The 22,674-nt window shown below is 40.4% G+C and carries 27 protein-coding genes, 1 pseudogene and 1 riboswitch; of the genes and pseudogenes, 14 read left to right on the top strand and 14 right to left on the bottom strand.

Annotation, left to right across the window (positions count from 1 at the left end; translation table 11 throughout):
* Positions 1-29 precede the first annotated feature (29 nt).
* A riboswitch (THF riboswitch) is annotated at positions 30-128 on the bottom strand.
* Between the two features lie 56 nt (positions 129-184).
* The 5 genes from NE257_RS09410 to NE257_RS09390 form a co-directional block, all read right to left on the bottom strand.
* The gene (locus tag NE257_RS09410; RefSeq protein WP_251852215.1) at positions 185-1,051 is read right to left on the bottom strand and encodes a DegV family protein; all 867 of its coding nucleotides are present in this window, start codon (positions 1,049-1,051) and stop codon (positions 185-187) included.
* Between the two features lie 79 nt (positions 1,052-1,130).
* On the bottom strand, positions 1,131-1,715 hold the full coding sequence (locus NE257_RS09405) for a hypothetical protein (RefSeq protein ID WP_251886297.1): 585 nt from the start codon (positions 1,713-1,715) through the stop codon (positions 1,131-1,133).
* 120 nt (positions 1,716-1,835) lie between these two features.
* Complete coding sequence (rsmA, locus tag NE257_RS09400) at positions 1,836-2,723, bottom strand: 16S rRNA (adenine(1518)-N(6)/adenine(1519)-N(6))-dimethyltransferase RsmA (RefSeq protein WP_251886296.1); 888 nt, start codon at positions 2,721-2,723, stop codon at positions 1,836-1,838.
* Positions 2,720-3,295 (bottom strand): ribonuclease M5, encoded by a 576-nt coding sequence (gene rnmV / locus NE257_RS09395; RefSeq protein ID WP_007207364.1) that lies wholly within the window; start codon positions 3,293-3,295, stop codon positions 2,720-2,722. The genes rsmA and rnmV overlap by 4 nt, the downstream gene beginning before the upstream one ends.
* Positions 3,292-4,068: a TatD family hydrolase gene (locus NE257_RS09390; protein ID WP_251869453.1), complete on the bottom strand. Its 777-nt coding sequence runs from the start codon at positions 4,066-4,068 to the stop codon at positions 3,292-3,294. Before NE257_RS09390 ends, rnmV begins: the two co-directional genes overlap by 4 nt.
* A gap of 155 nt (positions 4,069-4,223) precedes the next feature.
* Between NE257_RS09390 and NE257_RS09385 the strand changes: the two genes are divergently transcribed.
* Together NE257_RS09385 and NE257_RS09380 are read left to right on the top strand one after the other, a co-directional pair.
* Positions 4,224-4,811, top strand: a complete 588-nt coding sequence (locus NE257_RS09385; RefSeq protein ID WP_251869454.1) for a hypothetical protein — start codon at positions 4,224-4,226, stop codon at positions 4,809-4,811.
* A gap of 88 nt (positions 4,812-4,899) precedes the next feature.
* On the top strand, positions 4,900-5,775 hold the full coding sequence (locus NE257_RS09380; protein ID WP_251852210.1) for a metallophosphoesterase: 876 nt from the start codon (positions 4,900-4,902) through the stop codon (positions 5,773-5,775).
* A 120-nt stretch (positions 5,776-5,895) separates the two neighbouring features.
* On the opposite strand, the pseudogene NE257_RS09375 reads toward NE257_RS09380, so the two are convergent.
* The 3 genes and pseudogenes from NE257_RS09375 to NE257_RS09365 form a co-directional block, all read right to left on the bottom strand.
* A pseudogene (locus NE257_RS09375) lies at positions 5,896-6,258 on the bottom strand (bifunctional acetaldehyde-CoA/alcohol dehydrogenase); the annotation flags it as partial.
* A 142-nt stretch (positions 6,259-6,400) separates the two neighbouring features.
* Positions 6,401-7,141: an epoxyqueuosine reductase QueH gene (locus NE257_RS09370; protein WP_251886295.1), complete on the bottom strand. Its 741-nt coding sequence runs from the start codon at positions 7,139-7,141 to the stop codon at positions 6,401-6,403.
* Between the two features lie 110 nt (positions 7,142-7,251).
* Positions 7,252-8,262: a lipid II:glycine glycyltransferase FemX gene (locus tag NE257_RS09365; protein ID WP_251854790.1), complete on the bottom strand. Its 1,011-nt coding sequence runs from the start codon at positions 8,260-8,262 to the stop codon at positions 7,252-7,254.
* Between the two features lie 256 nt (positions 8,263-8,518).
* Here NE257_RS09365 and tnpA point away from each other — a divergent pair, with 256 nt between their 5' ends.
* The 9 genes from tnpA to NE257_RS09320 all read left to right on the top strand — a co-directional run bounded on the left by tnpA (position 8,519) and on the right by NE257_RS09320 (position 14,789).
* Positions 8,519-8,920 carry an IS200/IS605 family transposase gene (tnpA, locus tag NE257_RS09360; RefSeq protein WP_251886294.1) on the top strand — a complete coding sequence of 134 codons (402 nt, stop codon included), beginning with the start codon at positions 8,519-8,521 and terminating at the stop codon, positions 8,918-8,920.
* Between the two features lie 11 nt (positions 8,921-8,931).
* Entirely contained in the window at positions 8,932-10,071 is a 1,140-nt protein-coding gene (tnpB, locus tag NE257_RS09355; protein WP_251886293.1) for an IS200/IS605 family element RNA-guided endonuclease TnpB, read from the top strand.
* A 267-nt stretch (positions 10,072-10,338) separates the two neighbouring features.
* A complete protein-coding gene (locus tag NE257_RS09350) occupies positions 10,339-10,956 on the top strand; it encodes an NAD(P)H-dependent oxidoreductase (RefSeq protein WP_251886292.1) in 618 nt (205 codons plus the stop codon).
* Positions 10,957-11,099: 143 nt separating this feature from the next.
* The gene (locus NE257_RS09345; protein WP_251886291.1) at positions 11,100-12,488 is read left to right on the top strand and encodes an aldehyde dehydrogenase; all 1,389 of its coding nucleotides are present in this window, start codon (positions 11,100-11,102) and stop codon (positions 12,486-12,488) included.
* Positions 12,489-12,497: 9 nt separating this feature from the next.
* A complete protein-coding gene (locus NE257_RS09340; RefSeq protein WP_251852205.1) occupies positions 12,498-12,812 on the top strand; it encodes an ArsR/SmtB family transcription factor in 315 nt (104 codons plus the stop codon).
* Positions 12,813-12,834: 22 nt separating this feature from the next.
* Positions 12,835-13,302, top strand: coding sequence for a DUF1569 domain-containing protein (locus NE257_RS09335; RefSeq protein ID WP_338127567.1), 468 nt, complete (start codon positions 12,835-12,837; stop codon positions 13,300-13,302).
* Between the two features lie 82 nt (positions 13,303-13,384).
* Positions 13,385-14,023: a VTT domain-containing protein gene (locus tag NE257_RS09330; RefSeq protein WP_251852203.1), complete on the top strand. Its 639-nt coding sequence runs from the start codon at positions 13,385-13,387 to the stop codon at positions 14,021-14,023.
* 140 nt (positions 14,024-14,163) lie between these two features.
* A complete protein-coding gene (locus NE257_RS09325; RefSeq protein WP_251852202.1) occupies positions 14,164-14,421 on the top strand; it encodes a hypothetical protein in 258 nt (85 codons plus the stop codon).
* A 167-nt stretch (positions 14,422-14,588) separates the two neighbouring features.
* A complete protein-coding gene (locus NE257_RS09320; protein WP_251852201.1) occupies positions 14,589-14,789 on the top strand; it encodes a hypothetical protein in 201 nt (66 codons plus the stop codon).
* Positions 14,790-14,867: 78 nt separating this feature from the next.
* Here the strand turns inward: NE257_RS09320 and NE257_RS09315 are convergent, their stop codons facing one another.
* Positions 14,868-15,881, bottom strand: coding sequence for a YeiH family protein (locus tag NE257_RS09315; protein ID WP_007207378.1), 1,014 nt, complete (start codon positions 15,879-15,881; stop codon positions 14,868-14,870).
* A 112-nt stretch (positions 15,882-15,993) separates the two neighbouring features.
* Here NE257_RS09315 and NE257_RS09310 point away from each other — a divergent pair, with 112 nt between their 5' ends.
* Positions 15,994-16,863: a LysR family transcriptional regulator gene (locus NE257_RS09310; RefSeq protein ID WP_251854795.1), complete on the top strand. Its 870-nt coding sequence runs from the start codon at positions 15,994-15,996 to the stop codon at positions 16,861-16,863.
* A 63-nt stretch (positions 16,864-16,926) separates the two neighbouring features.
* On the opposite strand, the gene trxA is transcribed toward NE257_RS09310, so the two are convergent.
* The 4 genes from trxA to NE257_RS09290 are packed head-to-tail and all read right to left on the bottom strand — an operon-like array spanning position 16,927 to position 19,502.
* Complete coding sequence (trxA, locus tag NE257_RS09305) at positions 16,927-17,232, bottom strand: thioredoxin (protein ID WP_007207380.1); 306 nt, start codon at positions 17,230-17,232, stop codon at positions 16,927-16,929.
* Positions 17,233-17,248: 16 nt separating this feature from the next.
* Positions 17,249-17,548 (bottom strand): rhodanese-like domain-containing protein, encoded by a 300-nt coding sequence (locus NE257_RS09300; protein ID WP_251854796.1) that lies wholly within the window; start codon positions 17,546-17,548, stop codon positions 17,249-17,251.
* A complete protein-coding gene (locus NE257_RS09295; protein WP_251886289.1) occupies positions 17,541-19,190 on the bottom strand; it encodes an FAD-dependent oxidoreductase in 1,650 nt (549 codons plus the stop codon). Before NE257_RS09295 ends, NE257_RS09300 begins: the two co-directional genes overlap by 8 nt.
* The gene (locus tag NE257_RS09290) at positions 19,191-19,502 is read right to left on the bottom strand and encodes a rhodanese-like domain-containing protein (RefSeq protein WP_251886288.1); all 312 of its coding nucleotides are present in this window, start codon (positions 19,500-19,502) and stop codon (positions 19,191-19,193) included.
* 153 nt (positions 19,503-19,655) lie between these two features.
* Here NE257_RS09290 and NE257_RS09285 point away from each other — a divergent pair, with 153 nt between their 5' ends.
* Both NE257_RS09285 and NE257_RS09280 read left to right on the top strand, forming a co-directional pair.
* The gene (locus NE257_RS09285; protein ID WP_007207384.1) at positions 19,656-19,922 is read left to right on the top strand and encodes a metal-sensitive transcriptional regulator; all 267 of its coding nucleotides are present in this window, start codon (positions 19,656-19,658) and stop codon (positions 19,920-19,922) included.
* Positions 19,923-20,070: 148 nt separating this feature from the next.
* Positions 20,071-21,420, top strand: coding sequence for an amino acid permease (locus tag NE257_RS09280; protein ID WP_251854800.1), 1,350 nt, complete (start codon positions 20,071-20,073; stop codon positions 21,418-21,420).
* A 281-nt stretch (positions 21,421-21,701) separates the two neighbouring features.
* Here the strand turns inward: NE257_RS09280 and NE257_RS09275 are convergent, their stop codons facing one another.
* Entirely contained in the window at positions 21,702-22,538 is an 837-nt protein-coding gene (locus NE257_RS09275; protein ID WP_040366073.1) for an aldo/keto reductase, read from the bottom strand.
* Positions 22,539-22,674: the final 136 nt, after the last annotated feature.

The raw sequence follows: 22,674 nt of genomic DNA, 5'->3' as shown, positions 1-22,674 counted from the left end.
ATCTCCTTTAAGAGTTGCTACATCAAATATGCAGCGAATGCGAAAATAAAACCGCGGAAGCGAATTCCTTCGTCCAGAAAGCAACATCCCATCTTTCCAGCACTTGACGCTTTATTTTCTACTCTGATTTTATTTGTGGGAAACCCACGGGCTCACTATACCACAGTACACTTGTTGATACAACTTATCTTGCTGTCTTGCCCATCGAAAATAACGCAATGCAGCCATAGCCAGTATGACTGGCTATCGTTGGACCAAGTGGAAAGTGCTCAACAGGGGTATCTGGTAAGCGTTGGGCGAGTTGCTCGAGTACATAGCTCACACTCTCTTCATCGCCACTGTGCGCCAAATAGAGTTGATTCAAAATAGTAAGGTCAAACTCTTTTTCTGTCGCATCAAGAATCGTCTTCAGAGCTTTCATGCGACCACGCGCCTTACCGATTGTCTGTAATTTTCCTTCTGTATCGACGTGGATAATCGGTTTAATATTTAACAATCCGCCAATTGCGGCTGCTGTCTTAGAGATACGACCACCACGTTCCAAATGACCCAAATCATCAACGGTAACCCAAGAACGGACATGCTCCTTGTACGTTTCAAGCCAAGCCACCACCTCTTGAAGTGAATGATTGGCTTGCTGCATGGCGGCTGCCTGAATGACAAGCATCCCCTCACCTAAACTTGCGCCTTTTGTATCCACACAATAAATCTCGGCATGCGGATAGTCTTCCTTCACAATCTCGACTGCTTGCAAAGCACTGCTAAACGATCCACTCAAGCCGGAAGAAAAAGCAACATAAAGCAGTGGTATTTGTTGTTGTGCATAGGGTTTAAAATACGAGAGATACTGTCCAACATTGATTTGTGAAGTTGTTGGCTGTTTGTTTTCCTTTAAGCACTCTAAAAACCATTGGTAATCAAAGGTCTGTCCTAAGTCATCATCATATTGCTTGCCATCTAGGTCTAATGTCATCGGAATATATGCTACATTGAGTTTGTTTAATACGTCAGCTGGCACATCACAGCACGCATCGGTAATTAGTTGATACATATTATTTCTCCTCTTGTTACTCCATTTTCTTTAGTATACCAAAAAAACAGGAGAAACGTCTGAGGCGACTAGCTATGCCTTAGTCATGATAAGTCGTTGGTTGCTTGAGTTGGGCTTTTTGAAAGACGGGAATGGCGACTCCCTTGCTAATAGTGGTCACCACAAGTAATGCCAGATTGTAATCGACAAAACTATGAATCACGCCTCCGACACCCATCAATCCAAATAAGAAGACATAGAAATTTCCATCCACTGTCGTTCCAGCGGCATTGCCAGTCGCAAAAAAGAGCCATACGACAGATATCTCAATCAATGTATGAATCAAGGCAATGACCAGATTATAGACTTGAAAAGCTCCTTTGTGTAGCACAATTTCCGGATGCTTCTTTAAATACACCGCCCCTAAAACGGCAAAGACCAGATGTGACAATGCTCTCATCGCAATAATAAATGGTGTCGTCATTAAAAACCCAAATGCGGTACCAATCGCAACGGCTACAGCCATCCCTGGTGAAAAAAACATCGCAATCATTAGTGGCACATGGCTAGCAAGTGTAAAAGAAGCTGGACCAATGACAATCTTTGGCATCACCATCGGAATAAGAATCCCCATGGCAATAAGTAGTGCAGATACGGTAAGTTGACGTACTTTCGTTGTTTTCATGCTCGTTTCCCCTTAATGTGTCAAGACACGTTTGATACTTGTATTGTAGTGGGAATATCGTGAGGTGTCAAGACACATTAAAAAAGAAAGAATCAATTGCTTGATTCTTTCCAATTCTTACTATTTTTTATTCGCTTCCATCACATTACTCAAACGAGCAAACTCTTCTAAGCTAAGAGTTTCTCCACGGCGGATGGGATCAATCTCCGCCTCTTTAAGACTTTGTTGAAGCCAAGCTTTGGTCGCTTCGTCTTTCCCGTAGTAACTTTGCAAATTATTCCAAAATGTTTTGCGTCGTTGCAAAAAGGCGGCTTTGGTTAAGCCAAAGAAGGCTTTTTCATTGGTCACATCGACAGCAGGCTGTGGGCGTTTAGTGAGCTTTAGGATTGCTGAGTCGACGTTAGGCTGTGGCACGAATACAGTCTTCGGTACAATAAATGCTACACTTGCTTCCATATAGTACTGCACCGCAATCGACAAAGAGCCGTATGCTTTGGTGCCTGGTTTGGCTGAAATGCGGTCGGCCACTTCTTTTTGCATCATCACAATCATTTCGGCAATTTCTACTTTTGAATCCAAAAAGTGCATCATAATCGGAGTCGTAATGTAATAAGGTAAGTTCGCTACGACTTTTACCGGTCGACCATCATTGGTAAATTGCTCTTGTAAGACGTGATCAATCCGTGCTTGTAAAATGTCTTGATGAATCACTGATATATTATCATATGGCGACAACGTGTCTGCTAAGACTGGTAATAAGCGATCATCTATCTCAAAGGCCACGACCTGATGCGCTGCTCGTGCCAAATATTCCGTCAATGCGCCAATTCCAGGACCGACTTCGATAACATTGGTGTCTTGGTCGATATCCCCGGCTGCGACAATATTTCGTAAAATATTTGGGTCTGTCAAAAAGTTTTGACCTAGACTCTTTTTAAACGTAAAGCCATGCTTGGCTAAGATTTCTCTGGTTCTTGATGGTGTTGCGATGTCTCGTTGTTCTTTCAACTGTTTTCCTCCACTTGTTTCATTGCGTCAGCCAATGTTTGCTCATCAATACGAAACATTGCTAGGCGCTTCTCTAATTGTTTGCCATTTGTATACCCAATTCTCAGCTCATCGCCTAAGACTTCGCGGCGATGCTTCGCCTGTGGTCCTGCCAATAGTCCATAACGCATCAAGACTTGGCGGTCTATTGGTTGGTAGTCATCTTCTGTTAGGACTGGGGTCACTACTTTATGAAGCGCAGCTAAGATGGCTTCATCACTTGCATGCTCCACCCCTAAACTCATCCCCTTGCGCTTGGGCACAGCTTGCGCACGTGGCAAGAAAGCATGCTTGGCATCCGGTATGTCCGCCATGATGGTTTTACGAATCTTCTCTCCTGAATAATCAGGATCTGTAAAGACGATCACGCCACGAGTCTCCTGTGCGTGAGCAATCCGAGCAAGAATATCCTCATTGATTGCTGAGCCAATCGTCTCAATGGTATCAACATCAAGTACTTCTTGCAATCGTCTCGTATCATCCTTGCCTTCCACGACAACTATTTCGGCGATACGTTCTTTCTTTTGGCTCATGCAAATGCTCCAATCCGAAACAATCGATGAGCATTTTCTGTCGTTTGTGCTGCGACTTGTTCTACGGTCATTTCGCGTAATTCAGCAATTTTTTCGACTACATAGCGCGTGTAGCCAGGTTCATTGCGCTTGCCTCGATATGGGACGGGTGCTAGATAAGGTGCATCCGTTTCGACCAATAGTCGATCGAGTGGCACGATTTGAGCAGCTGCTTGGACATCGGTTGCTTTTTTAAATGTCACCACGCCACTAAAAGAAAGGTGCATACCCAATGCCAAAAATTTCTCCGCCCACGTAGCATCGCCACTAAAGCTATGCATAATACCGCCTCGTGCAGGTACGCCTTCCTCTTTTAGAATCCGATAGGTGTCCTCCATCGCGTCACGGGTATGAATGCTAATGGGTAAGTTAACTTCTTTTGCTAACGCTACTTGACGGCGAAAGACGGCTTCTTGCACTTCCTTAGGATCTTCCATCCAATAATAATCTAAGCCAATCTCACCTAACCCGACAACTTTGGGGCCAGTCAGCTTTTCACGCAAGTCTTGCTCGATTTCATTTGTATAGGAGCCGGCTTCAGTCGGGTGCCAGCCGATAATACTATAGATATGGTCATATTGTTGGCTTAATGCGAGTGATTTGGCTATCGTCGGAGTGTCAAACCCCACCACCGCCATCTCGGAGACACCTAATTCAGTGGCACGCGCGATTGTCTCAGGTATATCTGCTTGAAATTGTTCTGCATTTAAATGAGTGTGTGTATCAAAAATCATGTGTGGCTCTCCTCCTCATCTTCATGCTTACAATAGCATATTTTCCAAGTGAACGGGAACGATTCACTCAAAACTTTTGAAAATTTCCGTCTTGCGTCCGAGTTCAACTATCGCTTCACAGCGTATACTAATGGTAACTTGAAAGGAGACTTGCTATGTTGCATTCACTATCCTCAATTTTACGCACACCTAAAAACTCATCTGAAAGCCAACAGTCTTGGAGTCACTGGGTTTTGATTGCTCTTTTCGGCGTGCTATGTTTTGTCCCAATTTCAGGCAAATTATTATTTATTCTCGGCTTTGTCTTATTAGCCGCTTTTATTAAAGGCCCTTTGATGATTGTCGTTAGTGCCATCTTTGCGTTTTTGATTAGCTTGATTCCTCCGCTAGCATGGGTCCTTTCCCTATTTTTTGTCATCAATGAGCTTTTCTTCTTAGCTCGTAACTGGCGGTTTGGTCTAATTGCTGGATTCTTTTTCACCTATCCCTTTTTGCGTCTTTTAATTGAGCGAGCCTTACCTTATCCTCCACTATGGGAAAAATTCGGAACGATTACAATTGGTATGCTGTTCTTTTATAGTCTACTGGTCTGGTTCTATCGTAAAAATCCAAATAGTCATGCCCTAGTTTGGTCCATTGTGTCACTTCCATTTGATTGCTTGGTACGCTTTTTCCCTCGATTCAGCCGCTCAAGTCAAGTCGCAAAATATGCTAGTAAAAAATCGTATCATTTCAAAAAATAACTCGTTTATTTTTTTGAAGTGCGTGATTGCTTTTTCCGAAAAATTCTACTATGCTAAGAGCAGAAACTAAGTAAAGGATGCCTGGCTGATGTATTTACTCTATGCATGTGTGATGTTTTCCCTGCTTCTATTGATTTACATGGTCATCATTGAGCCAGGAAGATTGACTGCTACACACTATTTTATTCGTAAAAGCAAAAAAACTGTATTAGACGTCTCTGACGCAGTGGATTTGTACCAAGGAAAGACGAGCTTGACACTGGCCCAATTAAGTGACTTGCATTTTTCCAGCTGGTACGCTCCTCGTCGTCTGAATCGCATCATTAAAGAATTTTTGAAAACAAAGCCTGATATGGTCATTTTTACTGGGGACTTAATTGACGACTACGGCAAATGGCCACACAAAAAAACGGCAGCTTTAGTCGAAAAACTACAAAAAATCCCCGCACCCATGGGGAAGATCGCCATTCTAGGAAACCATGACTATCATCATAATGGCCAGTATTTCGTCAGAGAAGTATTAAAAAAAGCCGGTTTTACCGTTTTGACGAACGAACAACTCTTTTTCTCAACGGAACAAATCTCACTAACCATTGTAGGTCTTGATGATGATTTATATGGTCATCCTGCTTACGACTTTGAAGATACTCTTGCAGAATGGCATTTGCTTTTGACTCATGAACCTGACAGCATTGAAAAAATCCCCGCCATTCATCGCTTTGATTTGGTCTTATCGGGGCACAGTCATGGTGGCCAAATTCGCTTGCCTTTTTATCGGAAGACAACTACCGGTGCACTGAAATACACACACGGCCTATACCTTGTGACGGATCAGACCTTGCTTTCAGTCAATACCGGAATTGGGATGACTGCTCTCCCTGCGCGCTTAGGCGTTGCACCAGAGATTACCTACTACCATCTAGAAAAAGAACAAAAAGCTCCCACATTAGTAAAGAAAAAGTAGTGTGACAACAGAAATGAACTATCACGACAAAAAGCCATAAAAGTCAAAAGTTTGAGAAATAACTTCTGGTTTTTATGGTCTTTTTGCTTGTCGCTGACTATTTCTATCTCAGCGTCTTTTTTAGAATTGATCAATTAATAGCTGACGAATTTCTGCCAATACCGGCTGGCGTGGATTCGCTGGTGTACATCGATCGTTATAAACCAAGTGATCCAAGGCGCGCGCGATGTCTGCGTAGTCTTTTTACGCACGGTATACTTCATAACGCGGATACGGGTTACGCTTCACTTTACATGAAGCCGCGTTAAACCGAGTGACAAGTTGCATCGCAATTGTAATCACCAACCCATGTGGCAACCCAAACTCTCCACCTGTTTTGTGTGCCAATGAGTGATTGATGCCTAAGAATGCATTTGAGAAGGCCATGCCCCCTAATGTTGCGGCATAGGGCATATTCGTACGTGCTCGCTCGCCTTGATTCGTGATGGCCACTGGCTGGTCAAACATCGCGAAAATGACCCAAGCGCTCGGATAAGGGAACACTTGAAACGCTAGCCAAACTATAATAGCCAAAGCCACAATACCCCCTACTACCCACAAGATGACTTTCGCTAATAGCTGTATGCTAGCTCTCCTTTACTTTCGTCTGATGGCGCTTGACAAATGCACTCGCCTCTTTTTGTATTTCTTTTAAGTCGACACCTTGTTGTTGCGCTGCAAACAAACACCCACAATAGCATTGTCGATAGACATCGTACTCTTTACACATTTCAACCGATCGTTTGTAGCCATTATTTTTTTTGAAATCACTCGGCAAATAACTCGTATCGAAAAATTCTTGAATATCAATCCCGATTTGATTAATGAGTTGACTGTTCTTTTTTGGTGAAAGAGTCAACGCTGACCCAAAGTAATCGTATCCTTCTTCGGCTGCTTTTTTCGCTACTATATCCAGTCGCATTTGAAAGCATGCCGTACACCGTTTGCCGCCTTCTGGTTCTTGCGTGAGTTCTTTTTCTTTGACCATTTGAATAAAGACATTTGGCTCATACGGTGCGGCTAAAAATCGTACTTGGTTGCCAGTTTTTTGATTAAAGGCTGTGATGAATTCCTCTTGAACAATTTTGCGGCGCTCGTACTCAGCACGAGGATGGATATTACTGTTGGCAAAATAGATGGTAATATCGGCAATATCAGCCAAGTATTCTAGCGTATACGTACTACACGGCGCACAACAACTATGCAACAAAATAGTTGGCCGTCGCTTTTCATCTTGCCATTTTTGCATCATTTTTTGCAGCACGCGATCATAGTTTACTTTTTGATTGAGGTTCATAGTCGCCAATACTTCTAACACATTAATCATCTTTTCGCACTCCTCGTTTTCTCTCGATATTATTTTATCAAGGAAATGAGGCATTGTATAGAAGGTGCAGAATACAAAAAAACTCGACCCACTTCGGCCGAGTTCTTGACTTATTTATTTAAAAATGTTTGATAGTATTCTTCATTATAGACTTTATCAATTTCACCGATGTATTCTGTCGCACCATTCGGACGAGTAAACATATACTTAAATTGATACAAGCTATCTGAGTTGTCTGGTGCAAATACGCCACCTAGGTCATAAAATTCTTTACCTAACGCTAATGCCCACTGCATCCCCACCCAGTTTACAAGGTAAGGGGCCATTAATACTTGATTTTCATGGGTACTGCCTGCGTACATGTACCAAACATAGTTTCCATATGCAAAGTCTAGACCTGCTGCATCAGGCTTACCATCGACCTCTACAATCACAATTCGCATTAACCCGCGCTCTAAGAAGGCGTCAGCTAAGCGCTCAAAATAAGAAAATGGTCGATAACTAATACCATGACGCTCACTCGTCTTTTTGTGCAAATCATAAAAAATGGCTAAATCATCACGATTGTCACTTAATCGATACGTCAAACCATTCTTTAAGGCATAACGAATCCGGTAACGGGTCTTACCATAAAAGGACGCCATCAGTTCTTCATCTGATGAAAATGCGCGTAAATCCACGCGCATCGTGTAGCGTGGTTGAATCGTCGCCTTACCTGATACGTTACGGTTACGTACATGATAGCCTGCTTCACGAAAAGCTTCACTGACTTCTTCTGAATACGCCCACTCTGGATCCATCCGTAATAAAAACACATTTTTTTCTCTTAACGTTGCTTCTGCCTCGGCAATTAGTCGGTCCACAATTTGTGGTGACTGCTCATTGACTGCCGGACCTTTTGATACATAAGCAAAGACTTGTCCTTCTGTTTGTTCGATCATTAAGATAGACATCGCCGCAACAATCTTTTGATCTTCTTCTAAATACACTTCTAATGGTTCCCAATTATCTTTTACATGCGCCCATTGAGGGTCTTGGGTAATCGCTGTGTAAGTTGCTTGCTCTACGAATGATTGGTAAGCAGCTTTTTCTTGTTCATTTTGTTGGTTTACGATTGGCATTGCACTTCACTCTTTCTCATACAAGATTTCCCTTTTTCATTCACTCTCATTATTTATTGAAGCATAGTTACAGAAAAGAGTAAAGAATCTTTCCTTTTTTATGAATTAGCCGAGAACACTCGCAACTTTAGTCGTGTGGATGAATCGGCTTCGGTTGTAGCATAGCTTTAGCTATGTTACAACCGATACAATATGTTAAAACCTTTTTGAAATTTAACGATTACATATGTTAAACTATTTTCAAGGAGGTTTTTTCATGTCACAAGTACATCATGGTCGTGGGTATGTCTATTCTATACAGTATCACTTAGTTTGGTGTGTAAAATATAGACACAATATTTTACAAGGTAACATTGATACATATGTTAAAAAACTAGTCACACAAATTGCATTAGATAATGATATTGAAATCATTGAAATGGAATCAGACAAAGACCATATTCATTTGCTTATTGAATGTAAGCCTCAACACTATATTCCAAATATAGTGAAAGCTTTTAAAGGTGTCTCTGCGCGGTTCTTATTTAAAGAATATCCCGAACTTAAAAATCGTTTGTGTGGTGGTCATCTTTGGAATCCAAGCTATTTTGTAGCGACAGTTAGTGAAAACACAGAAGACCAAATCAGACACTATATCCAAAACCAAAAAAAGAAATGAGGTGAATTGTAATGTTCCGACACAAAGCTTATAAATTCAGACTATACCCAACTGTTGAGCAAGAAATATTAATCGGCAAAACAATTGGATCATCAAGATTTATCTATAATCATATGTTAAACGCTTGGAATAGTTCATATAAGAAAACGGGTAAAGGACTGTCTTACGGTAAATGTTCTGCTATGTTGCCTGCTATGAAAAAATCAGGTGATACCTCTTGGTTAAAAGAAGTTGATAGCGTTGCATTACAATCCTCTATTAAGAATTTAGCGGATTCTTTCAATAGATTTTTCAAAAAACAAAATCAATTTCCTAACTTTAAAAGTAAGAAAAATCCTGTTCAATGTTATACAACAAAAAATACAAATAATAATTTGTCTATTATAGGCAATCAGGTGAAATTACCCAAGCTTGGATTAGTTAAATTCTCTAAAAGTCGTGAAGTCAATGGTCGTATTTTAAGTGCCACAGTCCGTAAAAATGCCAGTGGTAAATTTTTCGTTTCCTTACTATGTGAAGAAGAAATAACTGAGTTGCCAAAAACTAACAAACACGTTGGGATTGACTTAGGTATTACAGATTTTGCCGTTCTTTCTGAGGGTCAAAAGATTGATAATAATAAATTCACTTCAAAAATGGCACAGAAACTAAAACGTGAACAACGTAAGTTGTCAAGACGTGCACTATTGGCTAAGAAGAAAGGTATCAATCTTTTTGAAGCAAAAAACTATCAGAAGCAAAAACAAAAAGTTGCTCGTCTACACGAAAAAGTAATGAATCAACGCAACGACTTTCTGAATAAGTTAAGTACAGAAATTATCAAAAGTCACGATATTATCTGTATTGAAGACTTAAATGCAAAAAATATGTTGCGTAATCATAAACTAGCCAAACGTATTTCGGATGTATCGTGGTCTAGTTTTGTGACTAAATTACAATACAAGGCTGATTGGTACGGACGTGAAATTATCAAGATAGATAAGTGGTTCCCATCCAGTCAACTTTGTTCAAACTGTGGGCACAAAGATGGTAAGAAACCTCTCAATATTCGAGAATGGACTTGTTCTGTTTGTCATTTCCATCACGACCGAGATATAAATGCGAGTATCAATATTCTGACCGAAGGTCTACGAATAAAACAATTAGCTTAGATGCAAACAATAACCGTAGGAACTACGGAGATAGCTTGGTAAATAAGAGACACCGCTGTTAGTAAAGTAATACACTATCAAGTATGCTCTATTCCCAAGAATCTCGTGACTTTAGTCATGAGAGGTTCAAAAGCTTTGTCTTTTTTAAAACTATCCAAAAGTAAGAACTTATTTATTGTAAGACATTTTAAAATAGTGTATGATATTTTTGTGGGAATTGCCCATATGAAAATATTTTAGTATTTTAGAATAGGTGGAAAATTATTTATGAAAAACGTTTTAGTTGTCAAAGCAAATAACCGTCCAGACGGCGTTTCAACAGCAATGTTCAATAAATTTGTTGAAAATTTGGATGCATCTAAAGTTGAAGTTGATACATTTGATGTCTACGCACAAGAAATGCCATATATTGGTCAAACATTATTTGACGCATTTGGTAAATTAGCTGCTGGCGAACCTTTCTCTAGCGACGAACAAAAATTAATGGACGTTCGCCAAGTAGTGCAAGATAAATTTTCTAAAGCAGACGTAGTTGTTTTTGCTTTCCCAATGTGGAACTTAACAATTCCAGCTGCTTTGCATACATTTATCGACTACATCTTCCAAGCTGGTTACACTTTCTCATACAACGAAGATGGATCAATGAACCAACTACAAGCTAGTAAAGAAGTAATCTTACTTAATGCTCGTGGCGGTGTCTACTCTGGTGAAGGTGCTGCGATGGAAACTGCTGTATCTTACATGCAAAAAACATTCGGTGCAATGTTTGGCATGAACATCATCGAAGAAGTAATCATCGAAGGTCACAATGCAGACCCTTCAAGAACACAAGAAATTATCGCTGCTGGCTTAGACCGCGTAGCTGAGGCTGCTAAAGCTTTATAATTTTAATACTATTTTACGAGATTGAGTTATGCTCAGTCTCGTTTTTTTATAGTACGTATTCTTTGACAGTAACTCAAAATTTTTTTATTCTTAAATAACCAAATAATTAGTTATTTAGATATTTACTTGAAAGGATACCAATTATGACGACTATTCCAAGCATTCTTCAGAATCAACGTATTTTTTTCCAAACCAATACCACTCGTTCGCTTGCCTTTCGTATGGAACAATTGACAAAACTTGAGCAGGCAATCCATCGCTACGAAGCAGATCTTTATGCGGCTTTCTGGCAAGATTTGCGTAAGTCTGAATTCGAAGTCTATGCGACTGAGATTGGCTTTGTTCTTCAAAGCATTCGCGAGACAAAAAAGCATTTGCGCCGTTGGATGAAGCCTAAAAAAGCTGGCAATCCATTGTTTTTATTTGGTTCAAAAAGTTATTCACTGTTTGAGCCTTATGGAACAGTGTTAATCATCGGTCCGTTTAATTATCCTTTTCAGCTCGTGATTGAGCCATTACTAGGTGCCATCGCAGCTGGTAATACTGCGGTCATCAAACCTTCCGAATTAACGCCACATGTCGCGACCGTCATCCAAGATATACTAAAGTCCACTTTTGCTGAAGAATACGTAGCTGTCGTATCCGGTGGTGTAGAAGAAACGACCACCCTCTTAACTCAACGATTTGATCATATATTTTTTACCGGTAGTCCCCGAGTAGGAAAAATTGTTATGACCGCTGCTAGCAAACACTTAACGCCTGTCACTTTAGAACTAGGTGGCAAAAGTCCTGCCATCGTGACCGCCTCTGCGAATCTGAAAGAAGCTGCCAAAAAAATAGCTTGGGGCAAATTTTTGAATACTGGCCAGACTTGTGTCGCGCCCGATTACCTTCTTGTTGATGCAGCCATTGCTTCCTCGTTTACAAAAGAACTACGGGCCGCGATTGTCACCTTTTATGGTGAGACACCCCAATCAAGTCCCGACTATGGCCGGATGGCAACGATTCGACATACAGAACGGTTATCGACTATGCTTGCACAAACCAACGCAACCATAACACATGGTGGCCAAGTAGATGTAGCTGACCGCTACATCTCGCCCACACTTTTAACAGATGTTCAGTGGGATGATGTCGTGATGCAAGAGGAATTATTCGGCCCTATCTTACCGATTTTGACCTATCAAGCAGACCAATTCACGAAGCAAGTGATTGCACCGATTCGTGAACACGAAAAGCCTTTAGCTTTGTATTTATTTACAGAGGACCAAGAACTGACAGATACTGTTTTACAACAACTTTCTTTTGGTGGTGGTGTCGTCAACGATACGCTCTTACATTTATCAAATACTCGCTTGCCTTTTGGCGGCGTGGGTGAATCTGGTATCGGCAACTATCACGGTATGTATAGCTTCCACACTTTTTCCCATCAAAAAGCGATTGTAAAAAAGAACCGCTTCGTGCCATTAACGATGCTATATGCCCCCTATACAAAAAAAAAATTAGCGTTAATCAAACGTTTTATGAAATGAGGAGAACAGATGGATCAAAAAACATTAACTAGCTTTCGCGAATGCATTCCAGTCTTTCAAGCACTATTAGACCCCCATCGACAAGATATCGTCGCATTACTATCCGAAAAAGGACGCTTGACGGTCAAAGAAATCGTCGCTGCTTCTCCATTATCCCGTTCGGCAATCTCGCATCACTTGCAAACATTAAAAACGGTCGGCATTGTCTCAGCAACAAAAGTCGGCACCGAACAATTTTATCAACTACATCTTATAGATGCCACGAAACAACTAAAACTGCTCGTCGCAAACTTAGAAGAAGAACTCGAATTAGAAGGAGAATAGCCACATGATTGAATTATAACAAATCCCCCATCAATTTGCTTCCTTAGATGAAGCACTGAATATTTTGGAACAATTAAAAGAAAATGAATCTGTCTGCACCAAAAACTGGAGTGTCTATGAAATTTGTCTGCATTGTGCACAAACAATCGACTACTCAATGACTGGCTATAAAGAAATGAAACCAAAACTAATCCGTCAAACAATCGGAAAAAAAGTCGTCAAAAAATTTCTAACAGACAAAAAAATGTCTCATAATCTGCAAGCGCCCGTCGCTGGTGGTGCACCCATTGCCCATGACGGACTTCCAATCGATGGCATTCAAGCTTTAATCGATGCCATCCATCGTTTTCAAGCTTGGGTTGGAGAGCTTCAAGAGCATGGTGTCTTTGGTGCACTAAGCAAAGAAGAGTATGCGACCTACTTCGCTCTGCATATTGCCGATCATTTTCAAGAAATCAAAGCCGCCAGCACGCAATTTGTAAAAATTTAGCTTTTTTACTGGTTTCACTGGTACTTTTTGCTGAAATTGATTACTATGGTATGGAATCTATCATCAAAAGGAGCGAGAGTACGTGGCAATTATTGATTTTTTGTTGCATGTCGATACACACTTATTAGCCCTAGTGAACCAATACGGTTGGGGCATTTATCCAATTTTATTTTTGATTATTTTTATTGAAACAGGCGTCGTAGTGTTTCCTTTTTTACCGGGGGATTCGCTGCTTTTTGCAGCTGGTGCCTTGGCGGCTGTCGGTAGTCAAGTGTTACACTTGCCGACTTTATTTTTGACAGCCATCGCCGCTGCTATTTTAGGTGATATGGCCAACTATTGGATCGGCCGCACATTCGGTCTGCATGTGCTTTATGAGGGCAAGCTAGCTCGCTTCATTCGCCAAGAGGAAGTACAACGAGCAGAACAGTTCTTCAATGAAAAAGGCAAGCATACCATCTTTATCGGTCGCTTTTTACCATTTATCCGCACATTTATTCCCTTTATTGCAGGAGCGAGTCAGATGAGCTGGCGCTTGTTTAGCTTTTACAATATCATTGGTGCTCTTTGTTGGACTGCAATCGGCCTATTTGCCGGCTACTTCTTAGGATCCATTCCAGTTGTAAACGATCATTTTTCACTGATTATGATTGGTATTGTCGCTGTATCAATGATTCCAATTGTAGTGACTTTGGTGAAGAAGCAACAGAATTCACGTTAACATCGCACGTGTGATTGCTCCTGCCTCCAATTGCCAGCGCTGATTCTTTAAAACACACCTTCTGTTTCAAGAATACTTGGACATCATCATCCGAGTAAGCACTTCAATATATAGATATCATTTTGGGAGGCAGATTCAATATGAGTTTATTGAAAGAGTACAAAAAGAACAAAGAAAATCATGAAGATTTTTTGGAATGGTTGTTGGTCCGTAAACTGTCAACAAGGGGAAAATTAGTCCTATTCAGTTTTTTGTGGATTCTTTTTCTTAAGTTTGCCTATAATGTAAGAGTGATGGTTTTCTTTTTTGAATTTGTTTTCATTGCGGTAACACTCTCCTTCATGGCTACTGGTGGGTATCAAATGGCTAAGAAGTGGTATTCCTCCAAGCGTAAATAAAAAGCATTCTTCGAAAAATTGCCAGAATTTTCTTCACCCTTTTCAAAGAATGTACACTTATTTGGCTTTTCTCAAAAACATTCGCGTTTTACCTACTTAAGGAAATCAATATTGCCTTGAAAAAACTAACAAAGCACGCATATCGAAGGAAAGGAGTGTGACAACGAATGAGTATTAAACGATTTGTGCAACTTTTTTGTTTTTATTTCTTATCGATCGTTGTTAGCTATAGCTTCATCATTTGGCTGGATATTACTAGTTTCTGGGGAACGATTCTTATCATGAGCATTGCTGGTTACATTGTACTAACATTGCCGCTAACGCTACTAACACTTAAAAAAAAGAAAGAAGAAAAGCCAGCGAAATAATCGCCGGCTACCTGTTTCTCATTTGGTTGACCAAGAATATCTGTACGTAGATTTTCTTGATTCACCGAATGAGTTTTTTTATAAATGCAATAGAGATAGTAGCATCAATGCCGCAGCTGTCTGAACAACGCCTACTGCTGCTCCAAAGGCTAAAAATTGGGGCCCTTCTTTTAAAAATTTTCGGAAATCTAACCGCAAGCCAATCGCCGCTAAAGCAATCGTTTCAAACCATGTACTCAAGAAATGCGCACTTGTGCTAAAGATAGAAGGTAAGTCGATGCTACTATTAACAATGCACAAAACTAAAAAGCCCGCTACATACCAAGGAATGGGCAGTTTTCGTTTACCTTCCTTATTTTTTTCAATTGTGGCGTCGTTTTTGGCGGCAATTTTTCCAAAAAGATAAACGACTACAACTAGCATCAAAATCCGGATAATTTTGAAAAGCATGGCATATTGGACCACTTTGCCATCAATCAAGCTTGCGCCCGCTACCACTTGTCCGACCGATTGTAACGTACCACCCATGAGTGCACTTTGGGCCAAATAATCACCCGCAAAGAAATTGATACCAATCACTGGCAATCCTAACATCATGACCGTTCCTAATAAGTTCACTAACGTAATGATTTGGCCTTTTTCTTGATCATCTGCCTTAATAGCTGGAGCGATAGCACCAATTGCTGAAGAACCACAGACCGCATTTCCGCCAGCCATCATCAGCGTCATCTTCTGACTGAATCCGAGTTTTCTACCAATCCAATACGTCCAGCTAATGACAATCGTCATCATACATAACACATAAAGCACACCACGCCAGCCCACTTCACCAATCGTCTGAACTGTCACCGTTAACCCTAACAATACGACTGAGTATTCAAGCAACCGACTTTCCGAAAATTTGGTGCCCTCGGCTAATGTAGATTGCTTAAAATAAGTATTTCCTAAAATAATCCCCAAAATAATCGCGATCGTTGCTCCACCAATCGTTGGAAAAATACGTGCAAGTAGTTTCGCTATGATTGCGACTATGACCGATAATCCTAAACCTGGCAAGATTGGTAAATAGTTTTTTTGCATCTTGGTAATCATTTATCAAGCTCCTCATTTTTTTTTGATGTGCTTATTATAGCCCAAATTTATTATTGATAGGATTTATTGATATAATAGTTATTATTCATTTATATAATGTAAGGGGTCTATTATGTTCAAGTTATTAGAAACATTCAAAGTCGTTTACGAAACACGTAGTTTCTCTAAAGCAGCGGAACTGTTATTTGTCAGTCAGCCCACAGTATCGACCCATATCCGTCAATTGGAGCAAGAAATCGGCTGTTCTTTATTTACACGCAATGGCCGGACCAATATTCAAGTGACTCCCGCTGCCGATACTCTTTATCAGGCGTCATTGACCATTGTCGAAAATTGGCAACAAGTCCAAGAAATCTTGCAAAAAAAGCAATTAGAGCAAGCAAGATTGACATTAGGAGTCTCACACACTTTTGCCGTCTATCTTTTACCAGAACTCTTGATTTTCCTCTATCACCAGTTTCCAAATACTCACTTTCAAGTCAAGCAACTGAATTCTTGGGAGGTACTGCAAGCGATGGAGCATCATGAAATTGACCTAGGAGTGATTGAAAAACCATTAGCCAGTCACACTGTGCAACGGACTCCTCTACTTGTGGATCAACTCGTGTTAGTGAATACTTCCATGGGACCATGGTTGGTACGGGAAACGTCTTCTGGAGTCTACTACTATACAAAACGCTATTTTGAGGAACAAAATATCCAAGAACCTAGTGTAACCATTGAAAACAATGAAATAATTTTGGCGTTACTAAAAAAAGGTTTTGGTCGTTCCATTGTCTCTCAGCGTGCAGCAGGTCATCTTGCTTATAGGCCACTCGGTCCAAACTACCAACGTTGGTTTTACCTCCTGCATCCAAACATTCAAGAAGAGCAGTCGTCTACACCTTATGTTCAGGCCATTCTTAAATGGAAGAAGCAAGATCAAAGATGCATTCTCGAAGAACCGACAACTCCGATTCACGAAAAAACGTCGGATGACTAATATCTATCGACTAGTCATCCGACGTTTCTATCTAAAATTATTATGAAGCTGTTACGTCAATAATTAGTACTCGTTCATGATTTGTTTCAACTCATCTTTCATTCGTACACCAACCAAGCGATCGACCAAACGACCTTCCTGAAAAACCAAGATAGTTGGAATGCTTTGAATTCCAAACTTTAAAGCCAAGTCCCTTTCTTGATCGACATTCACTTTAGCAATTTTTTTGTTGCCAGATAGTTCTCGACTTAACTCTTCCAAAATCGGCGTCTGCATCCGACAAGGTCCACACCAAGTAGCCCAAAAGTCGACCAATGTCAGTCCGCTTGCGATAGCGGCATCAAACGTTTGATTTGTTAATTCTTCCATCCTTTTCTTTCTCCTTTTATCCTTCTAATTGCCCCATCCACGCAGAAGTACCACCCATGACGTTGATGACTTTGTACCCTTTGTTACCTAAAAATTGACAGGCCGTAGCAGAACGACTGCCAGTTTGACAGATGAGAAAGTATTCTTGATCCTTTTCTAGTATCGGATAAGATTCAGCTAATTCACTCAATGGCAGATTTACGGCAGTCGGCACATGGCCATAGTCATATTCCTCTTTTTCTCGTACATCGATAATCTTTAACGACTCTCTCTTGTTTTTTTGATAAAATTCTGGCATAGACATTGAACTAAACATAGACTAATTCCTCCGGTAAGACAGCATGATACAAAGCAAAAGCACCGTCAAGATTTTTTACATGAAACCCATGTTGTTTTAAAATTCGTTCCGCTACGTAGCTACGCAAGCCGCTATGGCAGCTGACGATCCATTCTTGTGATGGATCTAATTCTGAAAGTCGGTCGCGTAATTCATTTAATGGAATATGCGTCGCGTTTGGAAAAGTGCCTTGTGCTAGTTCAGACTCATTACGGACATCAAGCAATTTCTTTCCTTCAGCTATTTCTTCTTTTAGTTGGTACCATTGAATGGATTCACTTAACCCCTCGGCCAGATTCATCGCTGCATACCCCAGCATATTGACTGGATCTTTAGCAGAACCAAATGGTGGTGCGTAGGTCAACTCAAGCTCAGGTAAGTCAAAAATAGTCAGCCCGCCCTTGATAGCGGTAGCTAAAATATCAATCCTCTTGTCGACTCCTTTTTGGCCAATGCCTTGTGCACCATAAATTTCACCGGTTTCCGGATTAAAAATGAGCTTCAACAAAATATCTGTAGCACCTGGGTAATAACCCGCGTGGTCTTTGCCTGAAACATGGACAACAGCTACTGGTAAGTCGGCTTGTTTCGCCGCTCGATCACTTAATCCGGTTGATGCGGCTGTTTGCTCAAAGACACGCACGATAGCCGTTCCAATGCTTCCTCGATTGGATCGATTCAAGCCTGCAATCACATCCGCCACTTGACGACCTTGACGATTTGCTGGTGAAGCTAAGGCGATTAATGCATCTGTATCAGTAATTTGTTGCTTGACTACAATAGCATCACCCACTGCATAAATATCAGGATCACTCGTTTGGTATTGTTCATTAACGACGATACCACCACGCAAGCCTAATGTTAAATCTGCAGCTTTCGCTAATGTTGTTTCAGGTTGGACACCTACCGATAAAATCGTGAGGTCGGATGAGATCACTTCGCCACTTTCTAACACAATTTTTTGACCATTTTCCTTAAATTCAACAGCTGAATCATTTGTTTTCACGAGAATGCCTTCACGATTCAATTCATTTTGAATAAAAGCAGCCATTTCTTCATCCAATAGTGGCAAAACGTGAGGGGCTTTTTCAACAACCGTTACAGTTAAACCACGTTTCTTTAGATTTTCAGCCATTTCTAAACCAATAAAGCCAGCTCCAATCACCACTGCCTGCTTGGTGTCAGTCGTGATTTGTTGCATAATTTTATCTAGGTCAGGTACATTTCTCAAAGAATGAACATTGGTCGCCGTTTGTAATCCAATGATTGGCGGGACAAATGGTTTCGCTCCTGGAGACAAAATGAGGCGATCATATGTTTCGCTTGTTTCTACTCCATTATGTTTGACTGTCACGGTTTTCTTGTCTGGTTCGATAGCGACTACTTCATGCAACGGACGGACATCTAATTGAAAACGAGCTTTTAAACTTTCAGGTGTTTGAACCAATAAAGAATCACGATCCGCAATTTCACCAGATACATAATAAGGCAATCCACAATTGGCAAAAGAAACAAATGGGCCCTTTTCAAAAATAAGAATTTCAGCATCTTCCATTAAACGCCGTAAACGTGTCGCTGCGGACATCCCCCCAGCCACGCCACCAATTATCACAATTTTCATTTATTTCCCTCCTACTGTTTTACCTGTCCACAGATTCATTCCTCCGCGGACATTTACCACATTGTAACCTTTTTTGCTTAAAACCTTTGCTGCCTGCTTACTTCGCATGCCGGATTGGCAAATTACATAGACTTGATCTGCTTTTGCTGTATACCCACCAATTTTGTTTAATGGAACATTTTTTGCTTTGGCTATATGCCCTGAATGGTATTCCTGAGGTGTTCGAACATCTATTAATTCAATGTTATCAGGCAATTTTTCGGCTAATTCTTGTGTGCTAATTGTCGGTATTTTTTGAAACAATGAAAACATTTTCCTTCCCTCCTTCTATATACCTTATAGGGTATATTAAAACCTTATCGATCAACAAAGTCAATCAAAATGTTCTGCATAAAACTTTTGTCAAATTTTCATTATGATACCCTATGTGGTATTATAATGAAAACAACAAGGAGGAATTATTCAATGATTAAACTGGAAAAAGAAAAAAAAATAATAAATCGGTTGCGCCGGACAGAAGGACAAATACGTGGTATTCAGAAGATGATTGAAGACGAAAAAGAATGTATTGATATAATTACTCAGCTTAGTGCGGTGCGATCAAGTATTGATCGTGCGATGGGCTTAATTGTCGCTGAAAACTTAAAAGACTGTTTAGAAAATCCTGAGAAAGATCCCAATGAACAAGCAAAAAAAATGGAACAGGCCATTCACATGATTATAAAAAAATAATTTCAATCACTCTCGCCAGCAACAGTCCTTTTCTTGTTGGCTTTTGTTTATCGATTAAGCCCTTTCTCCTTTAACTAAATATTTCTATTTGTTTTTTTTATTAGATAGATTAGAATAAGATGATATTAATTTTAGTTAGGATGATAAAATGCAAACAGAAAAAAGAACACTTGACCGCGGTTTAAAAAACCGACATGTCCAGCTAATGGCTTTAGGCGGAGCGATTGGCACAGGGTTATTTCTAGGATCGGGCACTTCAATACAGCTTGCTGGTCCATCGATTTTACTCGCCTATACGATTGTTGGCCTAGTTTGCTTTTTTATTATGCGTGCATTAGGTGAATTATTACTCTCTGATTCATCAAAACATTCATTTATTGACTTTATTGCATCGTACCTTGGACCAAAAGCAGCGTTCATCACCGGCTGGACGTATTGGTTTTGTTGGATTTCGATTGCGATGGCTGATTTGACTGCGACTGGTACCTATGTTCGTTATTGGCTACCACAATTGCCAGCTTGGCTACCTGAAATTTTCATTTTACTCTTACTCGTTGGTCTGAATTTAATTGCTGTCAAAATTTTTGGTGAATTAGAATTTTGGTTTGCACTCATCAAAATTATCGCGATTGTCGCGTTGATAGCTGTTGGACTGGTCTTAATCGCCACTCGTTTTCAAACGAACCAGGGAACTGTTCAATTTGCTAACATCTGGTCATATGGTGGTTTCTTCCCGACTGGCCTCGATGGCTTCTTAAAATCATTCCAGATGGCTACGTTTGCTTTTGTAGGGATTGAACTGGTCGGACTAGTCGCTGGTGAGACCAAAGATCCAGATACCGTCATCCCAAAAGCAATCAATAGTATTCCCATTCGAATCATTTTATTTTACATTGGTGCACTGGCGATTATCATGGCAATTTACCCTTGGAATTCATTGAGTAGTGAACAAAGTCCGTTTGTCGAAGTCTTTTCGGAAATTGGCGTTGCATCGGCGGCGACAATCGTCAATCTGGTCGTTTTAAGCTCAGCGATGTCTGCTTGTAACTCGGCTATCTACTCAACGGGTCGCATGATTCACTCGCTTTCACGCGAAGGGAATGCACCAAAACGCTACAGCCAACTGACCCGCCATTTGGTCCCAGCCCAAGCCATTTATTTTTCTAGCGCAGTCATTGTCTTAGCTGTCTTGCTTAATATGATTATGCCTTCTGGTGTCTTTACGTTAGTGACTAGTTTATCGACCATTTGTTTTCTTTTTATTTGGTTTATGATTGTCTTGGCTCACTATCGTTATCGTAAACAAGAACCAACGAAATCCAAATTCCCAATGCCGCTTTATCCTATTAGCACGTACGTTATCTTTGCTTTCCTTTTATTTGTCGGTTTCGTGCTCTTTCTACAAAAAGAGACCCGACAAGCCTTATATTTAATGCCTTTTTGGTTTATTGCCTTGTATGGTCTCTCAATCTGGCAAACGAAAAAACAAACGAAATAAACCAGCGAGTCAAACTGATGCAGCTTCAATCAAAAAGACCAGCAAATCCGAAATTTTTTCTCAAACTTTTGGATTTGCTGGCTTTTTCGTAGTGGTTCATGCTATCTCACAATTTATTCTGTTGATTGCTCGGCGCTGAACGCATTTGGCACAACCTTTTTATCAGTGTTTCAAATGCAGCACCTCAACAATAAGATCAAAAAGTCCCAAAAATTTGAGGAACAATTTTCGGGACTTTCTGATCTTATTGATCGGAGCTGAACGCATTTGGCACAACCTTTTTAAAACTCTTGGTATTCTGCTGGATCTTGATTTTGAATTCGTCCGTCTGGTTGAGTCAAGCCATCTATGACTGCCATTTCTTCTTTTGACAATTCAAAGTCAAAAACAGCTAGATTTTGTTCCTGTCTTTTGGCATGACTTGCTTTAGGAATTGGTAAGACATTGCTTTGTACTTGCCAACGCAAAATCACTTGCGGAATGGTCTTATCATGTTGGTCGGCAATTTTACCAATCACTTCATTTTTTAATACAGCACTGGCGCGACCGAGTGGGCTCCAAGCTTCTGTAATGATTCCTTTCGATGCATCATAGTCACGTTGCTCTTCTTGATTAAAGAAAGGGTGCAACTCGATTTGATTGACCACTGGTAATTCGCCAGTTTCTTTTTCTAGACGATTGATGTGTTTAGGTAAAAAGTTACATACCCCAATCGAGCGAATCCAGCCCCATTTTTTTGCATCAATTAAGGCTTGCCATGCTTCGACATACAAATCTTCTTTTGGATTCGGCCAATGGATCAAATACAAATCCAAATAATCCAAGCCTGTTCGTAAAATAGATTCTTGAATGGCATCTAATGCTTCATCGTATTTTTGGTGACGTCCAGGCAGTTTAGAGGTGATTGTTAGTTGATCTCTAGGAACACTACTATTGCGGATCGCTTGTCCGACTGCACCTTCATTCTCATAGTTAAACGCACTATCAATTAAGCGGTAGCCATTCACGATGGCTTGTTCAATTGTTCTGACACCAGCCGCACCGTTTAAGGTATAGGTTCCAAAACCTACTCTTGGTAATTTGTAGCCATCAAGCAAATAAAATTCTGTTTCAGTCATACGAAAAACCTCCCTTGTTAGTTTGACGATAGCACAGAGACTTTTTTCCTGTAAAACATTTCGATTGAACATTAAGAGATGGAGAAAATTTTTTCAACTATAAGCAAAAAAGACCATAACATCCAAAAAATAGTTC

Source organism: Enterococcus italicus, assembly GCF_023743875.1.
Taxonomy (GTDB): domain Bacteria; phylum Bacillota; class Bacilli; order Lactobacillales; family Enterococcaceae; genus Enterococcus_G; species Enterococcus_G italicus.
This window is presented reverse-complemented; position numbering and strand designations above follow the sequence as displayed.